The sequence below is a fragment of the Vibrio hibernica genome (genome assembly GCF_015223435.1).
Classification (GTDB): Bacteria; Pseudomonadota; Gammaproteobacteria; order Enterobacterales; family Vibrionaceae; genus Vibrio; species Vibrio hibernica.
Genome location: NZ_VHKO01000001.1, coordinates 22,437 through 42,512, shown reverse-complemented (window position 1 = coordinate 42,512; position 20,076 = coordinate 22,437). Strand labels below are relative to the sequence as shown.

The 20,076-nt window shown below is 41.2% G+C and carries 18 protein-coding genes; 6 read left to right on the top strand and 12 right to left on the bottom strand.

The window, feature by feature from the left end; translation table 11 throughout:
* Window positions 1–238: 238 nt before the first annotated feature.
* Window positions 239–853: a LysR substrate-binding domain-containing protein gene (locus tag FH976_RS00165; RefSeq protein WP_194088885.1), complete on the bottom strand. Its 615-nt coding sequence runs from the start codon at window positions 851–853 to the stop codon at window positions 239–241.
* Between the two features lie 57 nt (window positions 854–910).
* Window positions 911–1,132, bottom strand: coding sequence for a LysR family transcriptional regulator (locus tag FH976_RS00160; protein ID WP_194088884.1), 222 nt, complete (start codon window positions 1,130–1,132; stop codon window positions 911–913).
* Window positions 1,133–1,238: 106 nt separating this feature from the next.
* Here FH976_RS00160 and FH976_RS00155 point away from each other — a divergent pair, with 106 nt between their 5' ends.
* Window positions 1,239–2,651, top strand: a complete 1,413-nt coding sequence (locus tag FH976_RS00155; RefSeq protein ID WP_324187397.1) for a YfcC family protein — start codon at window positions 1,239–1,241, stop codon at window positions 2,649–2,651.
* Between the two features lie 7 nt (window positions 2,652–2,658).
* Complete coding sequence (locus FH976_RS00150; RefSeq protein ID WP_194088883.1) at window positions 2,659–4,500, top strand: CocE/NonD family hydrolase; 1,842 nt, start codon at window positions 2,659–2,661, stop codon at window positions 4,498–4,500.
* A 56-nt stretch (window positions 4,501–4,556) separates the two neighbouring features.
* Here FH976_RS00150 and guaD read toward each other — a convergent pair whose 3' ends face one another.
* The 8 genes from guaD to FH976_RS00110 form a co-directional block, all read right to left on the bottom strand.
* A complete protein-coding gene (guaD, locus tag FH976_RS00145) occupies window positions 4,557–5,861 on the bottom strand; it encodes a guanine deaminase (RefSeq protein WP_194088882.1) in 1,305 nt (434 codons plus the stop codon).
* Window positions 5,862–5,958: 97 nt separating this feature from the next.
* Entirely contained in the window at window positions 5,959–6,807 is an 849-nt protein-coding gene (xdhC, locus tag FH976_RS00140; protein ID WP_194950268.1) for a xanthine dehydrogenase accessory protein XdhC, read from the bottom strand.
* Between the two features lie 154 nt (window positions 6,808–6,961).
* Window positions 6,962–9,382, bottom strand: coding sequence for a xanthine dehydrogenase molybdopterin binding subunit (gene xdhB / locus FH976_RS00135; RefSeq protein ID WP_194088881.1), 2,421 nt, complete (start codon window positions 9,380–9,382; stop codon window positions 6,962–6,964).
* Window positions 9,375–10,856, bottom strand: coding sequence for a xanthine dehydrogenase small subunit (xdhA, locus tag FH976_RS00130; protein WP_324187396.1), 1,482 nt, complete (start codon window positions 10,854–10,856; stop codon window positions 9,375–9,377). Before xdhA ends, xdhB begins: the two co-directional genes overlap by 8 nt.
* Before the next feature lie 390 nt (window positions 10,857–11,246).
* Entirely contained in the window at window positions 11,247–11,969 is a 723-nt protein-coding gene (locus FH976_RS00125) for an SDR family oxidoreductase (RefSeq protein ID WP_228767285.1), read from the bottom strand.
* Window positions 11,970–11,997: 28 nt separating this feature from the next.
* Window positions 11,998–12,945: a 5-oxoprolinase subunit C family protein gene (locus FH976_RS00120; protein ID WP_194088879.1), complete on the bottom strand. Its 948-nt coding sequence runs from the start codon at window positions 12,943–12,945 to the stop codon at window positions 11,998–12,000.
* Window positions 12,942–13,685: a 5-oxoprolinase subunit PxpB gene (gene pxpB, locus FH976_RS00115; RefSeq protein ID WP_194088878.1), complete on the bottom strand. Its 744-nt coding sequence runs from the start codon at window positions 13,683–13,685 to the stop codon at window positions 12,942–12,944. Before pxpB ends, FH976_RS00120 begins: the two co-directional genes overlap by 4 nt.
* A complete protein-coding gene (locus FH976_RS00110) occupies window positions 13,682–14,413 on the bottom strand; it encodes a 5-oxoprolinase subunit PxpA (RefSeq protein WP_194088877.1) in 732 nt (243 codons plus the stop codon). The genes pxpB and FH976_RS00110 overlap by 4 nt, the downstream gene beginning before the upstream one ends.
* Window positions 14,414–14,675: 262 nt before the next feature.
* On the opposite strand from FH976_RS00110, the gene FH976_RS00105 reads away from it, so the two are divergent.
* The 4 genes from FH976_RS00105 to FH976_RS00090 are packed head-to-tail and all read left to right on the top strand — an operon-like array spanning window position 14,676 to window position 18,067.
* Window positions 14,676–15,671, top strand: a complete 996-nt coding sequence (locus tag FH976_RS00105) for a TRAP transporter substrate-binding protein (RefSeq protein ID WP_194088876.1) — start codon at window positions 14,676–14,678, stop codon at window positions 15,669–15,671.
* A 15-nt stretch (window positions 15,672–15,686) separates the two neighbouring features.
* Window positions 15,687–16,241 carry a TRAP transporter small permease gene (locus tag FH976_RS00100; RefSeq protein ID WP_194088875.1) on the top strand — a complete coding sequence of 185 codons (555 nt, stop codon included), beginning with the start codon at window positions 15,687–15,689 and terminating at the stop codon, window positions 16,239–16,241.
* Complete coding sequence (locus tag FH976_RS00095; RefSeq protein WP_194088874.1) at window positions 16,234–17,538, top strand: TRAP transporter large permease; 1,305 nt, start codon at window positions 16,234–16,236, stop codon at window positions 17,536–17,538. Before FH976_RS00100 ends, FH976_RS00095 begins: the two co-directional genes overlap by 8 nt.
* Window positions 17,539–17,542: 4 nt before the next feature.
* Window positions 17,543–18,067 (top strand): winged helix DNA-binding protein, encoded by a 525-nt coding sequence (locus FH976_RS00090; RefSeq protein ID WP_194088873.1) that lies wholly within the window; start codon window positions 17,543–17,545, stop codon window positions 18,065–18,067.
* Here FH976_RS00090 and FH976_RS00085 read toward each other — a convergent pair.
* Together FH976_RS00085 and trhO are read right to left on the bottom strand one after the other, a co-directional pair.
* Window positions 18,062–18,973 (bottom strand): ROK family protein, encoded by a 912-nt coding sequence (locus FH976_RS00085; RefSeq protein WP_194088872.1) that lies wholly within the window; start codon window positions 18,971–18,973, stop codon window positions 18,062–18,064. The two genes, FH976_RS00090 and FH976_RS00085, sit on opposite strands and share 6 nt — an antisense overlap.
* 95 nt (window positions 18,974–19,068) lie before the next feature.
* On the bottom strand, window positions 19,069–20,058 hold the full coding sequence (gene trhO, locus FH976_RS00080; RefSeq protein WP_194088871.1) for an oxygen-dependent tRNA uridine(34) hydroxylase TrhO: 990 nt from the start codon (window positions 20,056–20,058) through the stop codon (window positions 19,069–19,071).
* Between the last annotated feature and the right edge of the window lie 18 nt (window positions 20,059–20,076).

The following is a 20,076-nucleotide window of genomic DNA, read 5'->3' as shown; positions in this document are numbered from 1 at the left end:
ATCACCATTAATATAAATTAATGGTGATTAACACAACCAAGTTACCTGCAACTATCTGACTTTATAAAGAATTTAAATAAAGGATATGTTGAGTGACCGTGGCATCACCTTATGAACCTCACTGATAATACTTATTTATGACAAACGAATAGCAAGATGGAACATCACACATTTCATAAATTCAACTCTCAACTCAACTATAAAATCCCACAAAAGCGTGACATTAATCACATTGAATTTAATTGAGTAAGTGACGCATCCAATCGCCCACTTTTGCATATAACTCGGATTCAAAATCATTTAATTCTGATCCTACATGAGTAATCAAGCCATATTGATAGCGGGGAAGATCGATAATAGGCTTAGATACAATCGATGAATAATCACCACCTTTGAGTAAAACACTATTGACGTTTGAAATACCAAGATTGTTTGCCACTAAAGAGCACGCGACATCGACTGAATGAGCCTCGACGATCACTTGAGGTTTAATCTTGTTCTCCATAAAAAAGGCATCGATATCTTTACGTGAAGCGCTTTTTTTCCCAAGCAATATTAACGGCAAACCATTCAACAGTTCAGCTGTAATTGTATGATGGCGAGATAAAGGATGCTCACGTGGCATAATACAAAGAGACGTGCCCGATGCTACCGGAGTGTATTCAAACCTTGGATTATTATATACACGAGTAAATCCAAGGCCCGCTTTCCCTGACTCAACACATTGTTCGATAAATGAATAACTTCCCGTGATCAACTCGACCAATACATTAGGATAATGATCTAAAATCTGAGTAACCAACTTAGGAATAATAAATGAAGTGAACGTATAAGGGACGGCTAACTTAATCACCTGTTTTTGTAAGCTGCCTTTTTTAATATCGTCTGCCTCATCATAAAGCCGCTCTAGTTAGTTTAACGATTGAAGCGCATTAACCAGCAAATTACGACTTTCGGGTTTCACGATTAGCCGACCTTTTCTTCGCTCAAATAATTCAAGGTTTAACTCAGACTCTAGTTGAGTGAGTAAACGGCTAACCCCTGATTGTGATAACCCAAGATGTGACGCTGCTGATTTTGTTGTGCCTGTTGCCATTATTGCTTTCAGAGCCATGAGCTGCTTTATATTCATTATGCCTTACCTGCATATATCAATGACATATCGTCATACGCTTGTGAATGGATCAAACTTAGCTCACAGTTTCCCAGTTATCGCTAATTGAAAAAGGAATTCAACAGTGACCATAAAAGATTCAACATTAATGAGTCAAGCCGACTCTAAATCTAAAAAATCAATGAATCCTGTCATTATATTATTATTGGTCGTTTTAGCCGCCGTGTTAATGACTTATTTCTTAGATTCAGGGAAATTTGAACGAAATGGTAAGTTGATTGTTCCGGGTACCTATCAAGTGCTTGAAAAAAGTGTGTCGCCGGTTAATTTAATCAATATTTACCCTCAAAAAGAAGCCGCTCATGCTGTCAGCCTACTTGATGCATTGGTCAGTATTCCCGAAGCTATTAACAAACAATCCGGCATGATTTTCATGGTGTTGTTTATCGGTGGCATGTTTGGCGTATTAAATAAAGTGGGAGCGATTGAAACAGGCCTGGAGCGGATGCTATCGGCGACCAAAGGTAATGTTTATATACTGGTTCCTGCCATGATGATCATCTTCTCAATGGGCAGTACGTTTATGGGAATGGCAAAGGAGTATTTACTCATTATACCTATGGTCGTTGCGATGGCGAATCGCATGGGAATGTCGAGTTTAATTGGCCTCGCAATCGTCGCTATTCCCGTTAAGGTAGGCTATTTGGCATCAATTACCAATCCCTATGCCCTGTCTATCGCTCAACCATTGGTGGGTGTTCCCGTCTTTAGTGGTATGGGAATGCGCATTTTTGTGTATGTTGTTTTAATGATCATCGGCATTCTTTATGTTTTACGAAGTATTAAAAAAGAAGCAAAAAACAGCACGATAGAAATGAGCTGGGACTCAACCAAGTTACCCACTCGTCATACATGGGTTTTATTAACATTAGCGGTGGGGATCGGTTTTTTAGTATACGCATCTCAAACGTGGCATTGGAAATATAATGAGCTATCGGCTTACTATTTATCCTTAGGCATTCTATTTGCCATCGTAGGTGGTTTAACGGCCAATGAAACCGTTGATGCTTTTGTGTCTGGTATGAAGAAAGTATTAATCGCAGGGGTGTTAATCGGTTTAGCAACGGCGGTTGCCATCTTGCTTTCCAAAGGACAAATTTTAGATACCATCATTCATTCACTCGCCTCAGTGGTTGGAGAGAATAATTCAAATCTAGCCGCTTACGGGATGTTTTTTTCACAACTACTGATTGATGTTGCTATACCGTCTACGTCAGGACAAGCGGCCGTTACCATGCCAATTCTCGGCCCACTTGGGCAACTTGCAGGTGTCGATCCACAAACGACCGTTTTAGCATTCTTAATGGGTAACGGTGCCACTAATATCATAACGCCAACATCAAGCGGATTATTGATATTCCTTGCTACCGCTCAGGTTGGATGGGGACAATGGGCGCGTTATATCTTCCCATTCTTTTTAATCATTATTCTTTGCGCTATGGCATTTTTATCGCTTAGTTTAGCGGTCTATGGGTAGTAAAATCATGAAAAAATTATTGGATATGATGGTATTAACACGTGATGGAGAGCGGCTTGCCACTGACGTTTATTTACCACAACATTCTGAAGGCCCGTGGCCCGTTATAATAGAACGAACACCCTATAACAAAGAGGCAGCTTCACGCTCAGAAGTGGATGTATCAGGTCATCTGCTTAGTCGAGAAGAAATGGCGAAAGCTTTTACTAATGCAGGTTTTGCCTGCGTATTTCAAGATTGTCGCGGTCGTTATAAATCTTCAGGCGTTTTTATCAAGTACATCAACGAAGCAGAAGATGGCTTTGATACTTGCCAGTGGTTAATTCAACAACCTTGGTGTAATGGCAGTATTGGCACCATGGGACTTTCTTATGCTGCACATACACAAATGGCTTTAGCGTGTTTAAATCCTCCAGGTTTGCAATGTATGTCGCTCGATTCTGGTGGTTTTTCCAGTGCCTATGAGTGTGGCATTCGCCAAGGCGGAGCTTTTGAACTAAAACAAGCAACTTGGGCTTATCGACAAGCTTTAGTTAGCCCCGAAGCTCAAGCTGATCCTAAACTTAAAGAACAGCTTAGCAATGAAGATATTACTGAATGGTTTAAGCAAATGCCGTGGTCTAAGGGTCACTCCCCAATTAAGCACTTACCTGAATATGAAGAGTATTTATTACAGCAATGGGAAGCGGGTCGTTTCAGCTCTTTTTGGAAAAAGTCAGGCATTTATTCTTTAGAAAGTTATCAAAACATTCCCGATATCCCTATCCTACTGATGTCGAGTTGGTATGACGTTTATGTCAAAAGCACGTTGGATAACTACAATGCTTTATCTGCTCATAAAAAAGCACCGATCTCTTTGATCATGGGACCTTGGCTACATGGTGACCGTAATGTTACCCATTGCGGTGATGTGGACTTCAGTGAGAACGCTGCATTTGATGGCAATGTAGGTAAAAATTGGCTGCAGTATAGAATAGATTGGTTCACTCGCTGGCTACTTGATGGTGAGTGTGGCAACGATGCCGCAGTCAAAGTATTCCAAATGGGGGGTGGCACTGGTAATAAAACGCCGCAACATAAAAGAAACCACGGTGGCCAGTGGATCCACTCATCACAATGGCCACTACCAGAAACCAACACGCAAACCTGGTATTTAAATAAAGATTATTCGCTACATCAATCTAAAGAAATGACACCAACCGCTATCACATACTCGTTTGATCCCAAAAAACCCGTTCCGACATTAGGCGGTGCATTAACGTCTGGCAAACCAGTTTTTGTTGGAGGCGCCTTTAATCAAATTGAAGACCCACGATTTTTTGGAAGTACCGGAAGCGAACAGCCAATCAATAACAGAAGCGATATTTTATCTTTTGAAACTCAGCCTTTACATGAAGATATATTAGTGGCGGGCAATGTAAAAGCCACACTCTTTATCGAAAGTGATGCGCCAGATACCGATTTCACCATCAAGTTGCTCGATATAGCCCCATCAAACGAAGATTATCCACAAGGCTTTGCGATGAATATTACCGATGGCATTTTCCGCTGTCGCTACCATAAGTCATGGCAACAACCGGAGAGTCTACAGCAAGGGCATATTTACAAGATTGAGGTTGAAGCCTTCGCAACGTGTAATTTATTTTCCAAAGGGCATAAAATTAGGTTAGATATTTCGAGTAGTAACTTCCCCAAGTTTGACGTTAATCCAAATAGTGGAGAGCCAGAAGGTTCAGCTCAATACGCAAGAATAGCGAACAATACGATTCATTTATCAGAAGAAAATGCCTCATGTTTGGCGTTAGATATATCGAATTTCACGTTAGGTGTAGCACCCGTTGCGGGTTGAAAACGATAACAATAACGTCGTATATCAATATATTCGACGTTATTGTGCTAGGAGATTTATTGCTTATAGGCCAGATTACCATTGATATAAGTCGCATGAACGGTACGGTCATCGCCTAAACTCATTAATACAAACAGCTTTTCTTCTAAGGTTTTCGCTTGTTGCATTCGAAACTTCATCAACGTGGTGGCATTGGGTTCGAGCACCACAAAATCCGCTTCTTTACCCACTTCTAAGCTGCCAATTTTATCATCCAGATAGAGTGCCTTGGCACCACCTAATGTGGCTTGGTATAAAGATTTCACCGGATGTAATTTTTGCTGCTGCAGTTGCATCACTTTATAAGCTTCGCTCATGGTTTGCATCAGTGAAAAGCTGGTGCCTGCGCCAACATCGGTGCCCATTCCCACCCGTACGCCATATTCTTCTAAGCGGGTTAGATCAAACAGTCCTGAGCCTAAAAATAGATTTGAGGTTGGACAAAAAGCAATAGCAGAGCCAGTGTCAGAGAGACGCTGACATTCACAATCCGATAAATGAACACCATGAGCAAAGACCGAACGTTGATGTAATAAACCATAATGATCGTACACATCAAGATAGCCTTCACGCTCAGGAAACAGTGATTTAACCCATTCAATCTCTTGTTTGTTTTCAGACAAATGAGTATGCATATAAACACTTGGGTATTCTTTCAATAACTGCCCTACAGTCGCTAATTGTTCAGGGCTGCTAGTCGGTGCAAAACGAGGCGTGACTGCATAAGACAGGCGGCCATTACCATGCCATTTTTCGATCAAATCTTTTGAGTCTTTATAACCACTTTCTGGGGTGTCGGTTAAATACTCTGGCGCATTACGATCCATTAATACTTTGCCGCAAATCATGCGTAAATCACGACGCTTGGCTTCTTGGAAAAACACATCCACCGATTGTTTGTGCACCGTCCCAAAGACCAATGCTGTCGTGGTGCCATTACTTGCCAGTTCATCGAGAAAAATCTTCGCCACTTTGGCTGCATACTCAGGATCTTTAAACCGTTCTTCTTCTGGAAAAGTGTAGTTTTCCAGCCAATCTAAAAGCTGCTCACCATAAGAAGCAATCATGCCGGTTTGTGGATAATGAATATGCGTATCAACAAAACCCGCAGTGATGATTTTATCCTGATAATTAATCATTTTCATGTCGCCATTGTGCTTAGCAATGGTTTCCATATGATCGCCAACATCAACGATTTTGCCATTTTCGACAACCAATAAACCATCTTCAAAATAGCGGTACGCTTGCTCAATGCCGACATCTTTTGGATCAGCAATAATCTGAATGATGGCGCTACGATACGCGGTTTTGTGGTGTGGCATAAAAATACTTCCTTGTGAATTATGTTAACGGCGCGGTTGGTTTGTCGGATCCGACTCTTCTCTTTATTGAACTAATGTATCTATTTAACTCATGCCTCTAGCCAGCCAATCCATGTTGTTTTATTGGTCTTTTTTGTTCGAGTTGTTGCCCTTGATAATGAGCGATCAATTCACCCGCAACCGACACCGCGATTTCAGCCGGATGCTTTCCTTTCACCATAGAGATCCCTATTGGGCATACCATTTTCTCGGCTATCTCAAGGCTAAAACCACGGTGTGACAAACGTAAGTCAAACTTCTTACGCTTGGTTAGCGACCCAATCATGCCAAAGTAACAAGCATTATCTTGGGTTAAAATTTCGCGTGCTAAATTAAAGTCTAATTGATGATTATGTGTCATCACTAAATAGTAGCTATTTGCAGGCATGTGTTTGATTTCACCAACGGGATCATCGCTCACCAGTTTACGCACATTAGGGGCAAGTTGATCTGGAAACTCGGCTTCACGTTCATCAATCCAGGTGATTTTAAACGGCAGTGTTTGCACAATATTAACGAGTGCTTTTGCCACATGACCGGCGCCAAATAACACTAAATGATGTTGATTAAAGCCAATAGGTTCAAAACTTAACGTTGCCATTCCACCACAACATTGCCCTAATCTAGCGCCTAAGTTAAAGCGCTCAACATGCGTTTTATTCTCATCTTTGAGTAAGATTTCACGCGCCATTTGAGTGGCTAAATGCTCTAAATGTCCACCGCCAATAGTGGCAAACAGATCATTACGCGTCACAATCATTTTGGTTCCTGCATCACGTGGCACCGAACCTTTATCTTCCAACACGGTAACAAGTACACACTCTTCACCCTGTAGTTCAAGGTATGCAAGGTGCTGGATCCACGAAGCTTGGCTCACAGGATTTTGATGTTTTTTATATTGAGTCATTTTAAAGTCCTTCTCATAGCCTCAATCAAGCTACACGTCATCCTGAACAGTGGCTAAGGAGCAAAAGTTAGGATCTAAATAAACACCCTTCGACAATTCCAAACCGCGTTTTTTCTTGCGCTCTTTGGAATGACGTTAAACGACGTTATTCATACTATGCTTTGATATTTTTTGCTTTACTCAACACTTCCTTTTTTATTCCAGCCCCTGATCGCGCTCTTTCCATCGCCCATAACATTCGCTCTGGTGTGGCAGGTGTATCCAGCTGAACTGTGACGTTGTCACCTGATTTTACATTTTCCAGCGCAACCGCATGCACTGCATCTTTCAATGCGCTCCAAACTGACATGCACAACATAAACGGAGGCTCACCCACCGCTTTCGAATTAAATACCGTGTCTTCTGGATTGGTTCGGTTTTGTACAATCTCAGTTCTAAAATCAATCGGCATATCTGCAATGGCTGGGATCTTGTAGCCAGCAGGGCCATTGGTCATCAAACGACCTTTCTCATTCCACACTAGCTCTTCTGTAGTTAACCAACCGACGCCTTGAATAAAGCCACCTTCAATCTGGCCAATATCAATGGCTGGGTTTAGCGATGCGCCCACATCATGCAAAATATCCGCCCGCAGAATTTTGTATTCGCCCGTTAGCGTATCCACAATCACTTCAGAGCAAGAAGCACCATAAGCAAAATAATAGAATGGGCGACCACACGCTTTTTCATGATCGTAATAAATCTTAGGCGTGCGATAAAAACCCGTGCTCGATAGCGACACTTGGTTGAAATAAGCTTGCTGAATAAAATCTGCAAATGGGATCAATTGCTCGCGAACTTGCACAATACCATTGTTAAATACCACTTCTTCTGGCGTTACTTTGTAATGGTTTGCCGCAAATTCAATTAAACGAGCTTTAATAGTTAACGCTGCATTTTGAGCCGCTTTGCCATTCAAATCGGTACCAGATGACGCAGCGGTTGGCGAGGTATTCGGCACTTTATCGGTATTGGTGGCAGTGATCTGAATCTGGTCAACATCAACACTGAATTCTTGCGCCACAATTTGCGCTACTTTGATATTCAGCCCTTGCCCCATCTCCGTACCACCGTGGTTTAAGTGGATGCTACCATCAGTATAAATATGGATCAGCGCCCCGGCTTGGTTCAAGAATGTTGCTGTAAACGAAATACCAAACTTCACTGGCGTTAAAGCAATCCCTTTCTTCAAGATTGGGCTATTGGCATTATATTGCGCGATTTCTTGACGGCGTTTTTGGTACTCACTGGTTTTTTCAAGCTGCTCAGTGATCTCAAATAAGCAATTATCTTCTACGGTTTGGTAATAGTGGGTAACGTTTCTATCTTCGAGTCCGTAATAGTTTTGTTTGCGAACCGCTAATGGATCTTTACCAAGATGATGCGCAATTTCATCCATGATATGTTCAATTGTCATCATGCCTTGCGGGCCACCAAAGCCACGATAAGCGGTATTAGAGGCAGTGTGAGTTTTACAGCGATAACCCACCACTTTTGCATCACCAAGATAATAAGCATTATCCGAGTGGAACATGGCGCGATCGACAATCGAATGCGATAAATCAATCGAATAACCACAGTTTCCTGCTACTGATAAGTCAATTCCAGTGATGCGTCCATCATCATCAAACCCGACTTTATATTGGTTATAAAATGGATGACGTTTACCTGTCATGGTCATATCATCATTACGCCATAAACGCATTTTGGCAGGCTTTCCGGTTAAACGAGCGATCACCGCAGCCAAACACGCAGGGGCATTCGCTTGGGTTTCTTTACCACCAAAACCGCCACCCATGCGGCGCATATCCACCACCACTTTGTGCATCGAAACGCCTAACACTTCGGCCACAACTTTCTGAATTTCGGTTGGATTTTGGCTTGAGGTATAAACAATCACCCCGCCATCTTCACTCGGGACGACGCTACTGGCTTGAGTTTCTAAATAGAAATGCTCTTGGCCGCCAACATTAATATGCCCTTCTAGCACATGCTTTGCTGAGGCTAATGCTGTTTGATAATCACCGCGCTGCTGAACATGAGTATCATGCACAAAAAACTCTTTCTCCAACGCTTCTTTCACATCCAAAATAGCGGGCAAAGGTTCAAATTCAATTTTAGCCGCAAGAGCAGCTTTACGAGCCGTTTCCATATCTTTTGCGGCAACAGCAATAATGGGTTGACCGTAATATTCCACAATGCCATCAGCCAGCAATGGATCGCCGGGGAATACCGCGCCAATATCTAACTGGCCCGGAATATCTTTACTGGTGATCGCGATCTCAACCCCATCGATTTCATAACAAGGGCTTGTATCAATACTGAGAATTTTGGCATGTGCCTCTGTACTTAAGCGGCAATATATATGCAGTTGATTGGGAAATTCCAAACGATCATCCACATAAACGGCTTCGCCTGTCACTTGCTTATCGGCGCTATCGTGCTTAACAGGCTTACCAACACCCGTTTTCAGATCTTGTTTGTATTGAGTCATCAGCTCATCGTAGCTTAATGTTTTTTTGTTTTGACTAGACATAAGACGTGACCCTCGTTTCAATACTGTTTTGCTTAAATTTTTGGCTATTTATTTGTGTGATTGCTTGTGTTTGTTGCTCAAGAAAAAAGCGCATCAACATATTGCAAGCCGTTTTACTGCGATATTCTTTACTGGCACGAAAATCAGACAAAGGCTCAAAATCTTGATCCATTGCGAGCATCGCCTCTTCAGCGGTTTGTTTATTCCACTGCTTGCCAATTAATGCTTTCTCACATAATGCTGCTCGTTTTGGAATCGCAGCCATGCCACCAAATGCCACTCTTGCATCGGTTACTACATCATTTTCAATCGTCAAATTAAATGCGCCACAAACGGCTGAAATATCGTCATCTAAACGCTTAGATAACTTATAAGCGCTGAATTTAGCATTGAGATCCAATGGTTTCGGTATGAAGATTTTTTCAATGAATTCTGACTCTTGCTGAGCCGTTACTTTATAATTAATGAAATACTCATCAATCGGCAAAGTGCGAGTTTTCTCTCCTTTACGCAAGGTAATACGCGCATTTAATGCAATAAGAAGAGGGGGGGTATCACCAATAGGAGACGCATTGGCGACATTCCCCCCAATAGTACCTTGGTTACGCACTTGTAAAGAGGCAAAACGATGAAGCAGTTGACCAAAGTCTGGGTAGTATTTGACCAATGTTGAATAACAATCGCTGATCGGCATATTGGCGCCAATCACAATATCTTGTTCCGTTTCCGTGATGGTTTTCATGTCTGCCACACCAGTGACATTAATTAAGGTTTCAATTTCACGGTGGAATTGTGTTACTTCTAATGCGAGATCAGTACCACCAGCCACCAGTTTTGCTTTCGGGTGACATAGATATAAATCCGCTAACTCGGCGGTCTTGGTTGGAGAGAAACTGGTTAAATTACCCTGCACCATCGGCAAGGTTTTGCGATCAATTTTTTCAAGCTTGGCAATCGTTTGTTGCTCAAGTTCAGCAAATTGATCAAGCAAAGGTTTGTCTGAGCTTAATGAAAGCGCGGCATCAACAATGGGGCGATATCCGGTACACCGACACAAGTTGCCAGCCAGAGATTCCATCACATCTTCTTTATCGGCATTGGGTTTGTTTTTACTCAGAGCAAACATCGACATAATAAAGCCAGGCGTACAATAACCACATTGCGAACCATGAAAATCCACTAATGCCTTTTGCACAGGATGTAATGATGATTTATTCTGAAGATCTTCAACCGTGATCAATTGCTTACCATGCAATGACGAGACAAACGTTAAGCATGAATTCACACTACGATATTCAAGCTTACCATCCACCAGCTCGCCTAAAACCACAGTGCAAGCACCGCAGTCACCCGAACCGCACCCTTCTTTGGTTCCGGTTTTTTTAATCTCAGTGCGAAGGTAATTCAACACCGTCATATTCGGTGAAAGGTTACTTTCACGCTTTAATGTTTGATTAAGTAAGAATGTAATCACGTTAACTCCCTGTATCGTCATTTCGCCTTCATCACAAATCATATCTATTGAGATAATCTAAGTATGGCGCATTGCTTCATATTTATTATTAGTATTTGAACACCTGATATTCAGGTTTATCTTCTACTTCATTTGAAATAAGTATTAGCTTTCCTGACTAATGAGTCAACTTTTTAAGATCACATTTTTGCAACAATTTTATAACCAATTAATCTTTAAGACATTATTGTATACAATTATTATTATGGATATGGTATTCCAACGTCTACTCCGTTTTAAGCTGCCAGCAGATATAAAAAAACCGCAGACATATTTGACTGCGGCTTAAAGGTTTAATATGAAAAATTCATGCCTATAAGTTAAAAATCATAGCGTTCATATTTTAAAATATCACCACTGGTGTTCCTCACCATTCCAAGTGAAAAATCGCCCACTATGTTCCATTGTTAAATGATGAATTAAATCAATAATGCCCGTGGCACTTTGTACAACGGTAATATCTGCCATCGTACCGCCCATGTCGGTTTGTACCCAACCCGGATGAATCGGACAAACGATAATTTTATCAGCGTCTAGATCTTGAGCTAAAACTTGCATAACTTTATTGGCTGCTGCTTTCGAGCTTCGATAAGCATATCGCCCAGTACCTTGATGATTTAACGATCCCATTTGACTCGAAATAGTAATAATTCTTGGGTTTGACGATAAGCGTAAATTATCTAATAAAGCACGGCTGACCATAAGCGGTGCAATGGTATTCACTGCAAACGTATTGGCCCAATCGACAGCAGTTAATGAATCTAGATCGCCATCCGAAGGATCACTAATGCCAGCATTGTTTACGATTATATCAAGCTTGATACCTTTCAAGTGCTTAGCCAATCCAAGGATAGAATCCTGATGAGTTACTTCAAGATTAATAAGACGCAAATATTGATGTTCGCCCGCTAACTGACTAAGAGAAGACGATGGTTTTCCACGATAAGTGGCGATAACTTCATAGTCTAAATCCAAAAATTGACGAGTGAGTTCTAGCCCAATGCCTCGAGAACTTCCTGTCACTAATACCGTTTCCATATTTTCATTCCCTTCCAATAAAGTTCCAGTATTCATTTAAATCCATTGAATGAAACCAATTCAATTAAATATCGAAAAATTTTAAAAATTTAACGTAATTCTCTGTCTCTTGCGCCATGTCAGCTGGATAAAAATGCAGGTTCACTCCTGGTCTTGCTTGTGCTAAACGCATTAAGCTCATTTTCGAAACACAGCCTAGTTTGGGGTAACCCCCCAAGGTTTGACGGTCGTTAATTAAAATAATCGGTTGCCCATTAGGTGGAAATTGAATCGAACCATGAGCAATGCCTTCCGACAAAATACCTTTAACTGGTTGCCCTTCACGCTCAGCAAAAATAACTTCACCTTGTAAGCGGATCCCCATTCTATCTAGCTTGTCACTGACAGCGTAAGCATTGGAATAAAATTTATTTTTTTGTTTTTTAGGAAATAGATTTTCTTGATAGGTTTCAAACACACCGATCTTCACATCTTGATGGTATTGGGGAATAAATCGAGGTGGCACAAATTTCGGTTCCAATATTTCATTCACAGAATTACCATTACCGAATGAGTCACCCTCTTGCAATGCCCGTCCGGGGGATTGAGCTAAACCGCCCAATTGATTACGCACAACCGTTGCCGCGCTGCCATACGATTTAGGCACATTAATGCCATTTTGTATCGCTAAATAGGCGCGAAAACCTTTCTTTGCATAACCGAGTTTTAGTTCTTGCCCTTGTTTTAACAAAAATGAACGCCAGTTTCCGATCGCTATGCCATCAATACTGGCTGACATTTCCGCTCCAGTCAGTGCCAGCATTACGTCACACTGTGCTCTTAAAATCACTTTACCAAAGGTTATTTCCAAAGCCGGTCTATCTGAACGGTTGCCAACCAAACGGTTCGCCCAACAAAAAGCATGTACATCAGCAGGGCCCCCAGCACTTAAGCCCAAGTGCCCTACTTTTTGCCGACCAAGATCTTGGATAAGCGTTAACATTCCAGATGATACTACATATAGTGCATTCATATCCTCCCTCCTAATTCAAGGAAGGTTTTTCTATCCACCGGTTCAAAACGAACTTTATCGCCAACACAAAATGGAGTTATAGGTTCTATATTTGGATTAAACAAGTTAGTTGGGCAATTGCCAATAATTTGCCAACCACCGGGAGAGTTAGCGGGATATACTGCCGTTTGTTGATCGGCAATACCGACACTTCCCTTCATAACATGGAGACGAGGTTCTAAGTGGCGTGGCGTAGCAATTATTTCGTTTACTGATCCTAAAAATGCAAATCCAGGCGCAAAACCAATCGCGCACACGGTATATTCGACTTCACAATGTAATTGAATAACATCATCAATATTAATCGAATGAGATTGGGCTAAAGAAATTAAATCTGGTGCGACTTCAGGATGATAGTAAACGGGTAAATGGATAATTTTAGGCTGCGTTATCGCTTCTAATTGATCGAATGTAGTAAGTGAGCTTAATAGAAACTCTTCAAGTTCCGCCACGTTAGTATGCAGTGGATGAAATTCAATCAAAATACTGGTATAGGATGGGATAATATCGAGTAATTCAGGGAAATGCTGTCTAATGTTGTCGCACAGTAGTGCCAACTTAGACACGCGGCTTATATCAACACTGTCCCCCACATAAACCATTATTGCCGTCTCAGAAAGCAAAATCACACGTTGTAGGGTTTGTTGACTACTCGTAGCCTGATCATCCACTTGATACTTGGCTCGTGTTTTCTTGATCATCGAGTTAGCGCTTTTCTTAAGCGGCTAATGGTTGCCACTGATTTATCATTATCACCATGAACACAAATGGTATCGGCTTGCAGAGCAATATCGCCCCCTTCCAGAGTGGTGACCGTTCCCTCTTCGACCAATTGAACCACTTGGTTAATAATCTTTTGCTCATCATGATATACCGAGCCATCGATATTTCTAGATACTAAATGACCTTGCATGTTGTAGGCTCGATCAGCAAAAGCTTCAAAAAGCAATTTAACACTATATTTATTAGCAATATCTTGATACGCCTGATTATCCGCTCTCGCTAAAATCATCAAAGGAATATCCAATTTAGACTGGGCAATGGCCTCCACAATCGCTCTATAAACAGATTCATGTGCCATCATATCGTTGTATAAAGCACCATGTGGTTTTATGTAACCAATCCCAGCACTATTAAGCCAACAAATTCCCTGTATAGCACCTACTTGGTACATTAGTAGGTGTTTTAATTCATCATGAGTATGCGGTATTGAACGGCGACCAAATCCTTTTTTGTCATCATAGCCAGGATGAGCACCAATCAAAACGTTATGTTTAATTGCTAGCTGTATTGTAGCCGCCATGACATCAGGATCAGAGGCGTGAAATCCACAAGCAATGTTTGCCATGTCAATATACGGCATAACGGATTCATCTCGCCCTAACGACCAAATTCCGTAACTTTCACCAAGATCACAATTAAGCTTCATTTATGGATACTCCCTTCCCGCTCTTCGTAAAATGTTCAAAATATAAACATAGAACACAAAATGAATACAAACTACATCCTATTTGTTTTTAACATGTTGTCAATTTGTTTAGATCTCGTTAATGTACAAATCTTATTCAGGATGAATTAATAAAGATACTCCGTTTTCATCAATTGAAAACATCCACAACAAAAAGCCGTTTATTTTTGTCACGATTATGTTTACCGATAAAAACCAAGGTAAAACAATAGAGGGAAAGACCATGATAAATTCACGACTAAAGACAAAGCTATTAAATAAAACACTCATTACATTATCAGTATTGCTGACTTGCACGCCAAGTATTGCCTCCACTCGCTGGGATATGGCCACCCCTTATGTTGATGCAACACATCACACTCAAAACATCATTCAGTTTGCTAAAGATGTGAAACAGGCCACTAATGGAGAATTGGACATTGTTGTTCATTCTGGTGCATCTCTTATTAAGCATACTGAAATCGCTCGTGCAGTTCGTACCCAGCAAGTTCCTATTGGTGAGGTATTTATTGGAATTTTAGGCAACAGTGATCCTATTTATAAACTCGATAACATCCCTTTTTTAGCCACCAATTTCGAGCAAGCAAAAGCGCTATATTCCGCCTCTAAACCCGCATTAGAAAAAAAGCTAGATAAAGACGGCATGATGTTGCTTTACTCAGTACCGTGGCCGCCACAAGGCATTTATAGTAAAAATCAGATTAAAACGGTTAATGATATTAAGGGCGGAAAAATGCGTGCTTATAGTCCAACATTATCCCGTTTATCCATATTATTAGGTGCGACGCCAACCACGGTTCAAACTGTCGAGATCCCTCAAGCTTTCTCAACCGGCATTATCGATATGATGATCACCTCACCTACCACAGGCGTTAGCAGCCAATCCTGGGATTACTTAAAGAACTATACCGATGTGCAAGCTTGGATCCCTAAAAATATGGTTATCGTCAACAAGCGAGCCTTTAAACGTTTATCAAAAGAGTCTCAAACAGCATTACTTGAGATGTCTAAAAAAGCTGAAAATCGTGGCTGGAATATGGCGATAAAGGAGACAACGGAGAAAACTCAAGAACTAGCAGATAAAGGTATTACCGTTGCCAAACCAAGCGCTGAATTAATGACCTCATTAAAAGCCGTAGGTGATGTAATGACAAAAGAATGGCTGAAAGAGGCGGGCCCAGAAGGCAAAGCTATTCTTGATACTTACCAAAGTAAATAAACTAGGGATTAGATTATGCGTACCATACTCGATAGAGTTTATACCTTCGCAGGTACGGTTTCAGGGCTGAGTATTGTGATCATTTGTCTTGTTATTCTAACCAGAGTAACCGGGCGTTGGTTCGGTATTGTTATTCCTTCAAGTGATGACTTTGCTGGTTATTTATTGGCCTCAGCAAGTTTCCTTGCATTGGCGTATACCTTTCGCAGTGGTACGCATATTCGCGTAAGTTTATTTACATCTCGCTTAAGTAAAAATGCACTGTTGTGGCTAGAACGTCTAGTTTTAACCATTGCTGCGTTACTCGTTATTTTCCTTGCCTATCAATTAACTTATATGGTTTGGGAATCTTGGGTATTTGAAGAGGTAACTTCCGGTTATATTCCAATTCCACTTTGGGTAGTCCAACTTCCTATGTCTATTGGCGCTGTGATTTTTGCTATTGCTGTCATTGATAGTGCCATTTGTAGTTGGTTATTCGGTACACCAATACCAAAGTCGGAAGAAGAAGAACTGGCTGAATCTGACACAATTGATATGCCTACCTCTGTAAGGAATAATCATGAATGAGTTATCCATTGGGGCAATATTGCTTGTGGTATTATTTTCTCTGCTAGCAAGTGGAACATGGGTTGCGCTGTCATTAATTTCCGTTGCGATCGTTGGTATGTTATTGATCGGAAACGACTCATTTGGGCTTATTTATGGCACAACAACATGGGGAACGGTATCCGATTGGTCGTTAGCCGCACTTCCGCTTTTTATTTGGATGGGAGAGATTTTATTTCGGACCCGACTTTCTAACGATCTTTTTGAAGGATTAACACCATGGTTAAGTCGAATCCCGGGGGCGCTACTCCACGTTAATATTCTGAGTTGCGGAATGTTTGCTGCGGTTTCTGGTTCTTCCGCCGCCACCGCGGCAACAATAGGAAAAATGACGCTGCCAGAGCTCAAGCGTAAAGGCTATGACGATAAAATGGCGATTGGCACTCTTGCAGGATCGGGTACCTTGGGTTTGCTCATTCCACCTTCAATCATCTTAATCGTTTACGGCGTTTCAGCCGAAGTTTCCATTAGTCGCTTGTTTATCGCTGGCGCATTACCCGGCTTAATGCTTGTACTAATGTTTATTGGCTACACCATTTTTTGGTCAATCAAAAATAAAGCTCGTATGCCTGTCGATGACACTCATTATTCGACATCAACTAAGTTTAAAGCACTCCTTAAACTTATTCCTGTCGCGTGCTTAGTCATTTTTGTTTTAGGTTCTATTTATGCTGGCATCACTACACCAACAGAAGCAGCCTCTTTTGGCGTATTAGGATCATTAATTTTAGCGATAACCAGTCGCAGCTTAACTTGGCAAACCTTAACCGATAGCTTAATGGGTGCGGTTAAGACATCGTGTATGATCCTTTTCATTCTTGCTGGCGCGGCTTTTTTGACCGTTGCCATGGGGTTTATTGGCTTACCAAGAATGCTCGCAGAAGAGATCTCCATCATGCAGTTATCGCCTTATATGCTGCTATTTTTATTAACTATTCTATTTGTTATTTTAGGTTGTTTCTTAGATGGCATCTCTGTTGTTGTCTTGACCACATCGGTTGTTTTACCGATGGTCACACAAGCGGGTATTGATCCATTATGGTTTGGTATTTATATTGTACTCGTCGTTGAAATGTCGCAAATTACACCGCCAGTTGGCTTTAATTTGTTTGTCATCCAAAGTTTAACGGGGAAAAACATTCTTTATGTGGCCAAAGCCGCTTTGCCTTTCTTCTTTTTATTAATGGCTGCTGTTGTAGTGATCACCGCTTTCCCCGAGATCGTCACTTGGTTGCCAACAACCATGACTAAAGGATAATTTCATGTCTGAACAACCGTCGAAAATCGAACATCTTCCCATCGTATCGTCGTCACATTTAGCTAGTGAGGCTGCAATAACACTGAGCGAATTTGAATATGCTTTAACGATGATGAACAATGCCTTTCAGCGTTGGATGCAATCATGCAGTTCCACTACTGGAATGTCAGAATTAAGCCCACTCGATATTTTGGTGGTACACAATATTTATCATCGCAATCGACCAAAGCGTATTTCAGATGTTGCATTTACGCTTAATATTGATGATCTTCATACCGTTTCATATTCGGTGCGAAAATTAGTAAAGCTAGCGTTAGTCGAAAGTACAAGGCAAGGAAAAGATACCTTTTATAATATTACCCAAACGGGTGAATCTTTTTGTAATCAGTACCGTGATATACGTGAGCAATGCTTGGTGGAAGCGCTGCAGCATATGAAATTAAATGAAAAGTTAGGCGATGTAGCAACCTTAATGCGCTCTTTATCTGGCTTTTACGATCAAGCTTCACGGGCGGTTCGGTCGTTATAATGAATGCAAAAATGCAGCGCCTCGTACGCCGGATGAATCGCCATGTACATTTTTAACCACTTGGGTAATCGCCGATTTATTAAACGTGTAACGATTGAGTTTCTGTTGAACCAATGGGTAAATAGCGTCGATATTCGACATCCCTCCACCGAGCACAATCACTTCTGGATCAATAAAATTAACGATGGTGGCACAAGTTCGGGCTAATTGATCGCAATAAAGATCAAAGTGAGCAATGGCTTGTTTATCCCCTTGAGAGTGTAACGCCATGATTTCTTTTGAGGATATTGTTCTTTGGTTATCTTCACCATATTGCTGCGTATATAAACGCTCAAAACCAGTGCCAGATAAAAAGGTTTCATTACAATTCATTGAGCCGCAATAACACTGTACTGGTGCACCATCAATATCAGGATTAAAATGTGGCAATGGATTATGCCCGATCTCTCCACCGAGCTTGTTTAACCCGGTGACTAACCCACCATTTATAATTACGCCAGAGCCACAGCCGGTACCGATGATAATTGCCACGCAAGATTGTTTCGCTTCGGTTGCCGCGCCATCTTTAAGCTCAGATAGCGCGAAACAATCAGCATCGTTAGCAATCGCGATAGGAACATTAATCCGCGATCGTAAATCACCAATGAAATCTTGACCATTTAAGACCAAAATATTAGCGCCTTGCATCAATCCATCATTACCCATTGAACCGCAGCAACCAATGCCAATCGATTCAATCTCACCCTGCCTAGCCAATTCATTAATCACCGCCATCGTTGAGTCAATAAACGCATGATAGGTTTCTTTATTTGTCGGCACACGATGTTTAATCAGGGTTTGATAGGTTTGGCTGTCTAGCCCCACCCCTTCAATTTTGGTTCCACCAATATCCAAGCCAACAATCATGCATATCTCCCTGATAATTAATTTTCTTTATAATATGAAACTTTTAATAGCCATTAATAGTAGACAAAAAAACATGTGTTAGCGATCATATGGCTTTATTTACGCGAGCGTCTTTGCTCTGATTTACGTTGTAATTTCTGCTGACGCTTTTGTTCCATCAATTTGACCGCATCGCTACCTACATGGGTTTCACCACGTTGATTTGCCAAGTCGACTTGTTTTTCACGCTCACGGAAACGTTCGATTTGTTCATCAGAATGGGAACCAAAACATTTAGGGCAACTGACACCTTGTTCAAACTTTTCAGATTGTTTATCCGCTTCAGTGATCGGAAGGCGGCAAGCATTACACAATTCATAAATGCTCTGTTCTAGCTGATGATTCACCGCCACACGGCCATCAAATACATAACAGTCACCTTGCCATAAGCTTTCTTCTTGTGGCACTTCTTCTAAATATTTTAAGATCCCACCTTCAAGGTGATAAACCTCATCAAAACCCTGCTCTTTTAAGTATGCTGTGGATTTTTCACAACGAATACCGCCAGTACAAAACATAGCGACTTTTTTATGTTTAGCCGGATCAAGATTCTCTTTTACATAATCAGGAAATTCACGGAAAGTCTCCGTTTTTGGGTTCACTGCACGCTCGAAAGTACCCAGTTCAATCTCATAATCATTGCGAGTATCCACCACAAATACTTCAGGATCGGAGATCAAACTATTCCATTCTGTCGGTTTTACATAAGTGCCAACCACATGCTTAGGATCGATCCCCTCAACGCCCATGGTGACAATTTCATTTTTCAATTTTACTTTAGAGCGATTAAATGGCATTTCATCATTATAAGACTCTTTATGGCTGATATTTTGCAAGCGAGGTTCGGCTTCAAACCACGCCAACAATGTATCAATACCAGCACGGTTCGACGCTACTGTTCCATTGATCCCTTCATGGGCAAGCAATAATGTGCCACGAATTTGATGTTGTTCCATCAATAGGCGCAATGGCTCTTGCAACGCTTGATGGTTTTCAATTTCGACGAATTTATATAAAGCACAAACAACAACATCACTTTGACTCATAACATCTCTTTTTTATTG

Bases quoted from the DNA above. Each gene is read 5' to 3' on its own strand.
- pxpB (WP_194088878.1), bottom strand. From the start codon at position 13,685: ATGATCAAGAAAACACGAGCCAAGTATCAAGTGGATGATCAGGCTACG.
- FH976_RS00100 (WP_194088875.1), top strand. From the start codon at position 15,687: ATGCGTACCATACTCGATAGAGTTTATACCTTCGCAGGTACGGTTTCA.
- xdhC (WP_194950268.1), bottom strand. From the start codon at position 6,807: ATGACTCAATATAAAAAACATCAAAATCCTGTGAGCCAAGCTTCGTGG.
- trhO (WP_194088871.1), bottom strand. From the start codon at position 20,058: ATGAGTCAAAGTGATGTTGTTGTTTGTGCTTTATATAAATTCGTCGAA.
- FH976_RS00110 (WP_194088877.1), bottom strand. From the start codon at position 14,413: ATGAAGCTTAATTGTGATCTTGGTGAAAGTTACGGAATTTGGTCGTTA.
- FH976_RS00090 (WP_194088873.1), top strand. From the start codon at position 17,543: ATGTCTGAACAACCGTCGAAAATCGAACATCTTCCCATCGTATCGTCG.
- FH976_RS00085 (WP_194088872.1), bottom strand. From the start codon at position 18,973: ATGATTGTTGGCTTGGATATTGGTGGAACCAAAATTGAAGGGGTGGGG.
- xdhB (WP_194088881.1), bottom strand. From the start codon at position 9,382: ATGTCTAGTCAAAACAAAAAAACATTAAGCTACGATGAGCTGATGACT.
- FH976_RS00120 (WP_194088879.1), bottom strand. From the start codon at position 12,945: ATGAATGCACTATATGTAGTATCATCTGGAATGTTAACGCTTATCCAA.
- FH976_RS00125 (WP_228767285.1), bottom strand. From the start codon at position 11,969: ATGAATACTGGAACTTTATTGGAAGGGAATGAAAATATGGAAACGGTA.
- FH976_RS00095 (WP_194088874.1), top strand. From the start codon at position 16,234: ATGAATGAGTTATCCATTGGGGCAATATTGCTTGTGGTATTATTTTCT.
- FH976_RS00105 (WP_194088876.1), top strand. From the start codon at position 14,676: ATGATAAATTCACGACTAAAGACAAAGCTATTAAATAAAACACTCATT.
- guaD (WP_194088882.1), bottom strand. From the start codon at position 5,861: ATGCCACACCACAAAACCGCGTATCGTAGCGCCATCATTCAGATTATT.
- FH976_RS00150 (WP_194088883.1), top strand. From the start codon at position 2,659: ATGAAAAAATTATTGGATATGATGGTATTAACACGTGATGGAGAGCGG.
- FH976_RS00160 (WP_194088884.1), bottom strand. From the start codon at position 1,132: ATGAATATAAAGCAGCTCATGGCTCTGAAAGCAATAATGGCAACAGGC.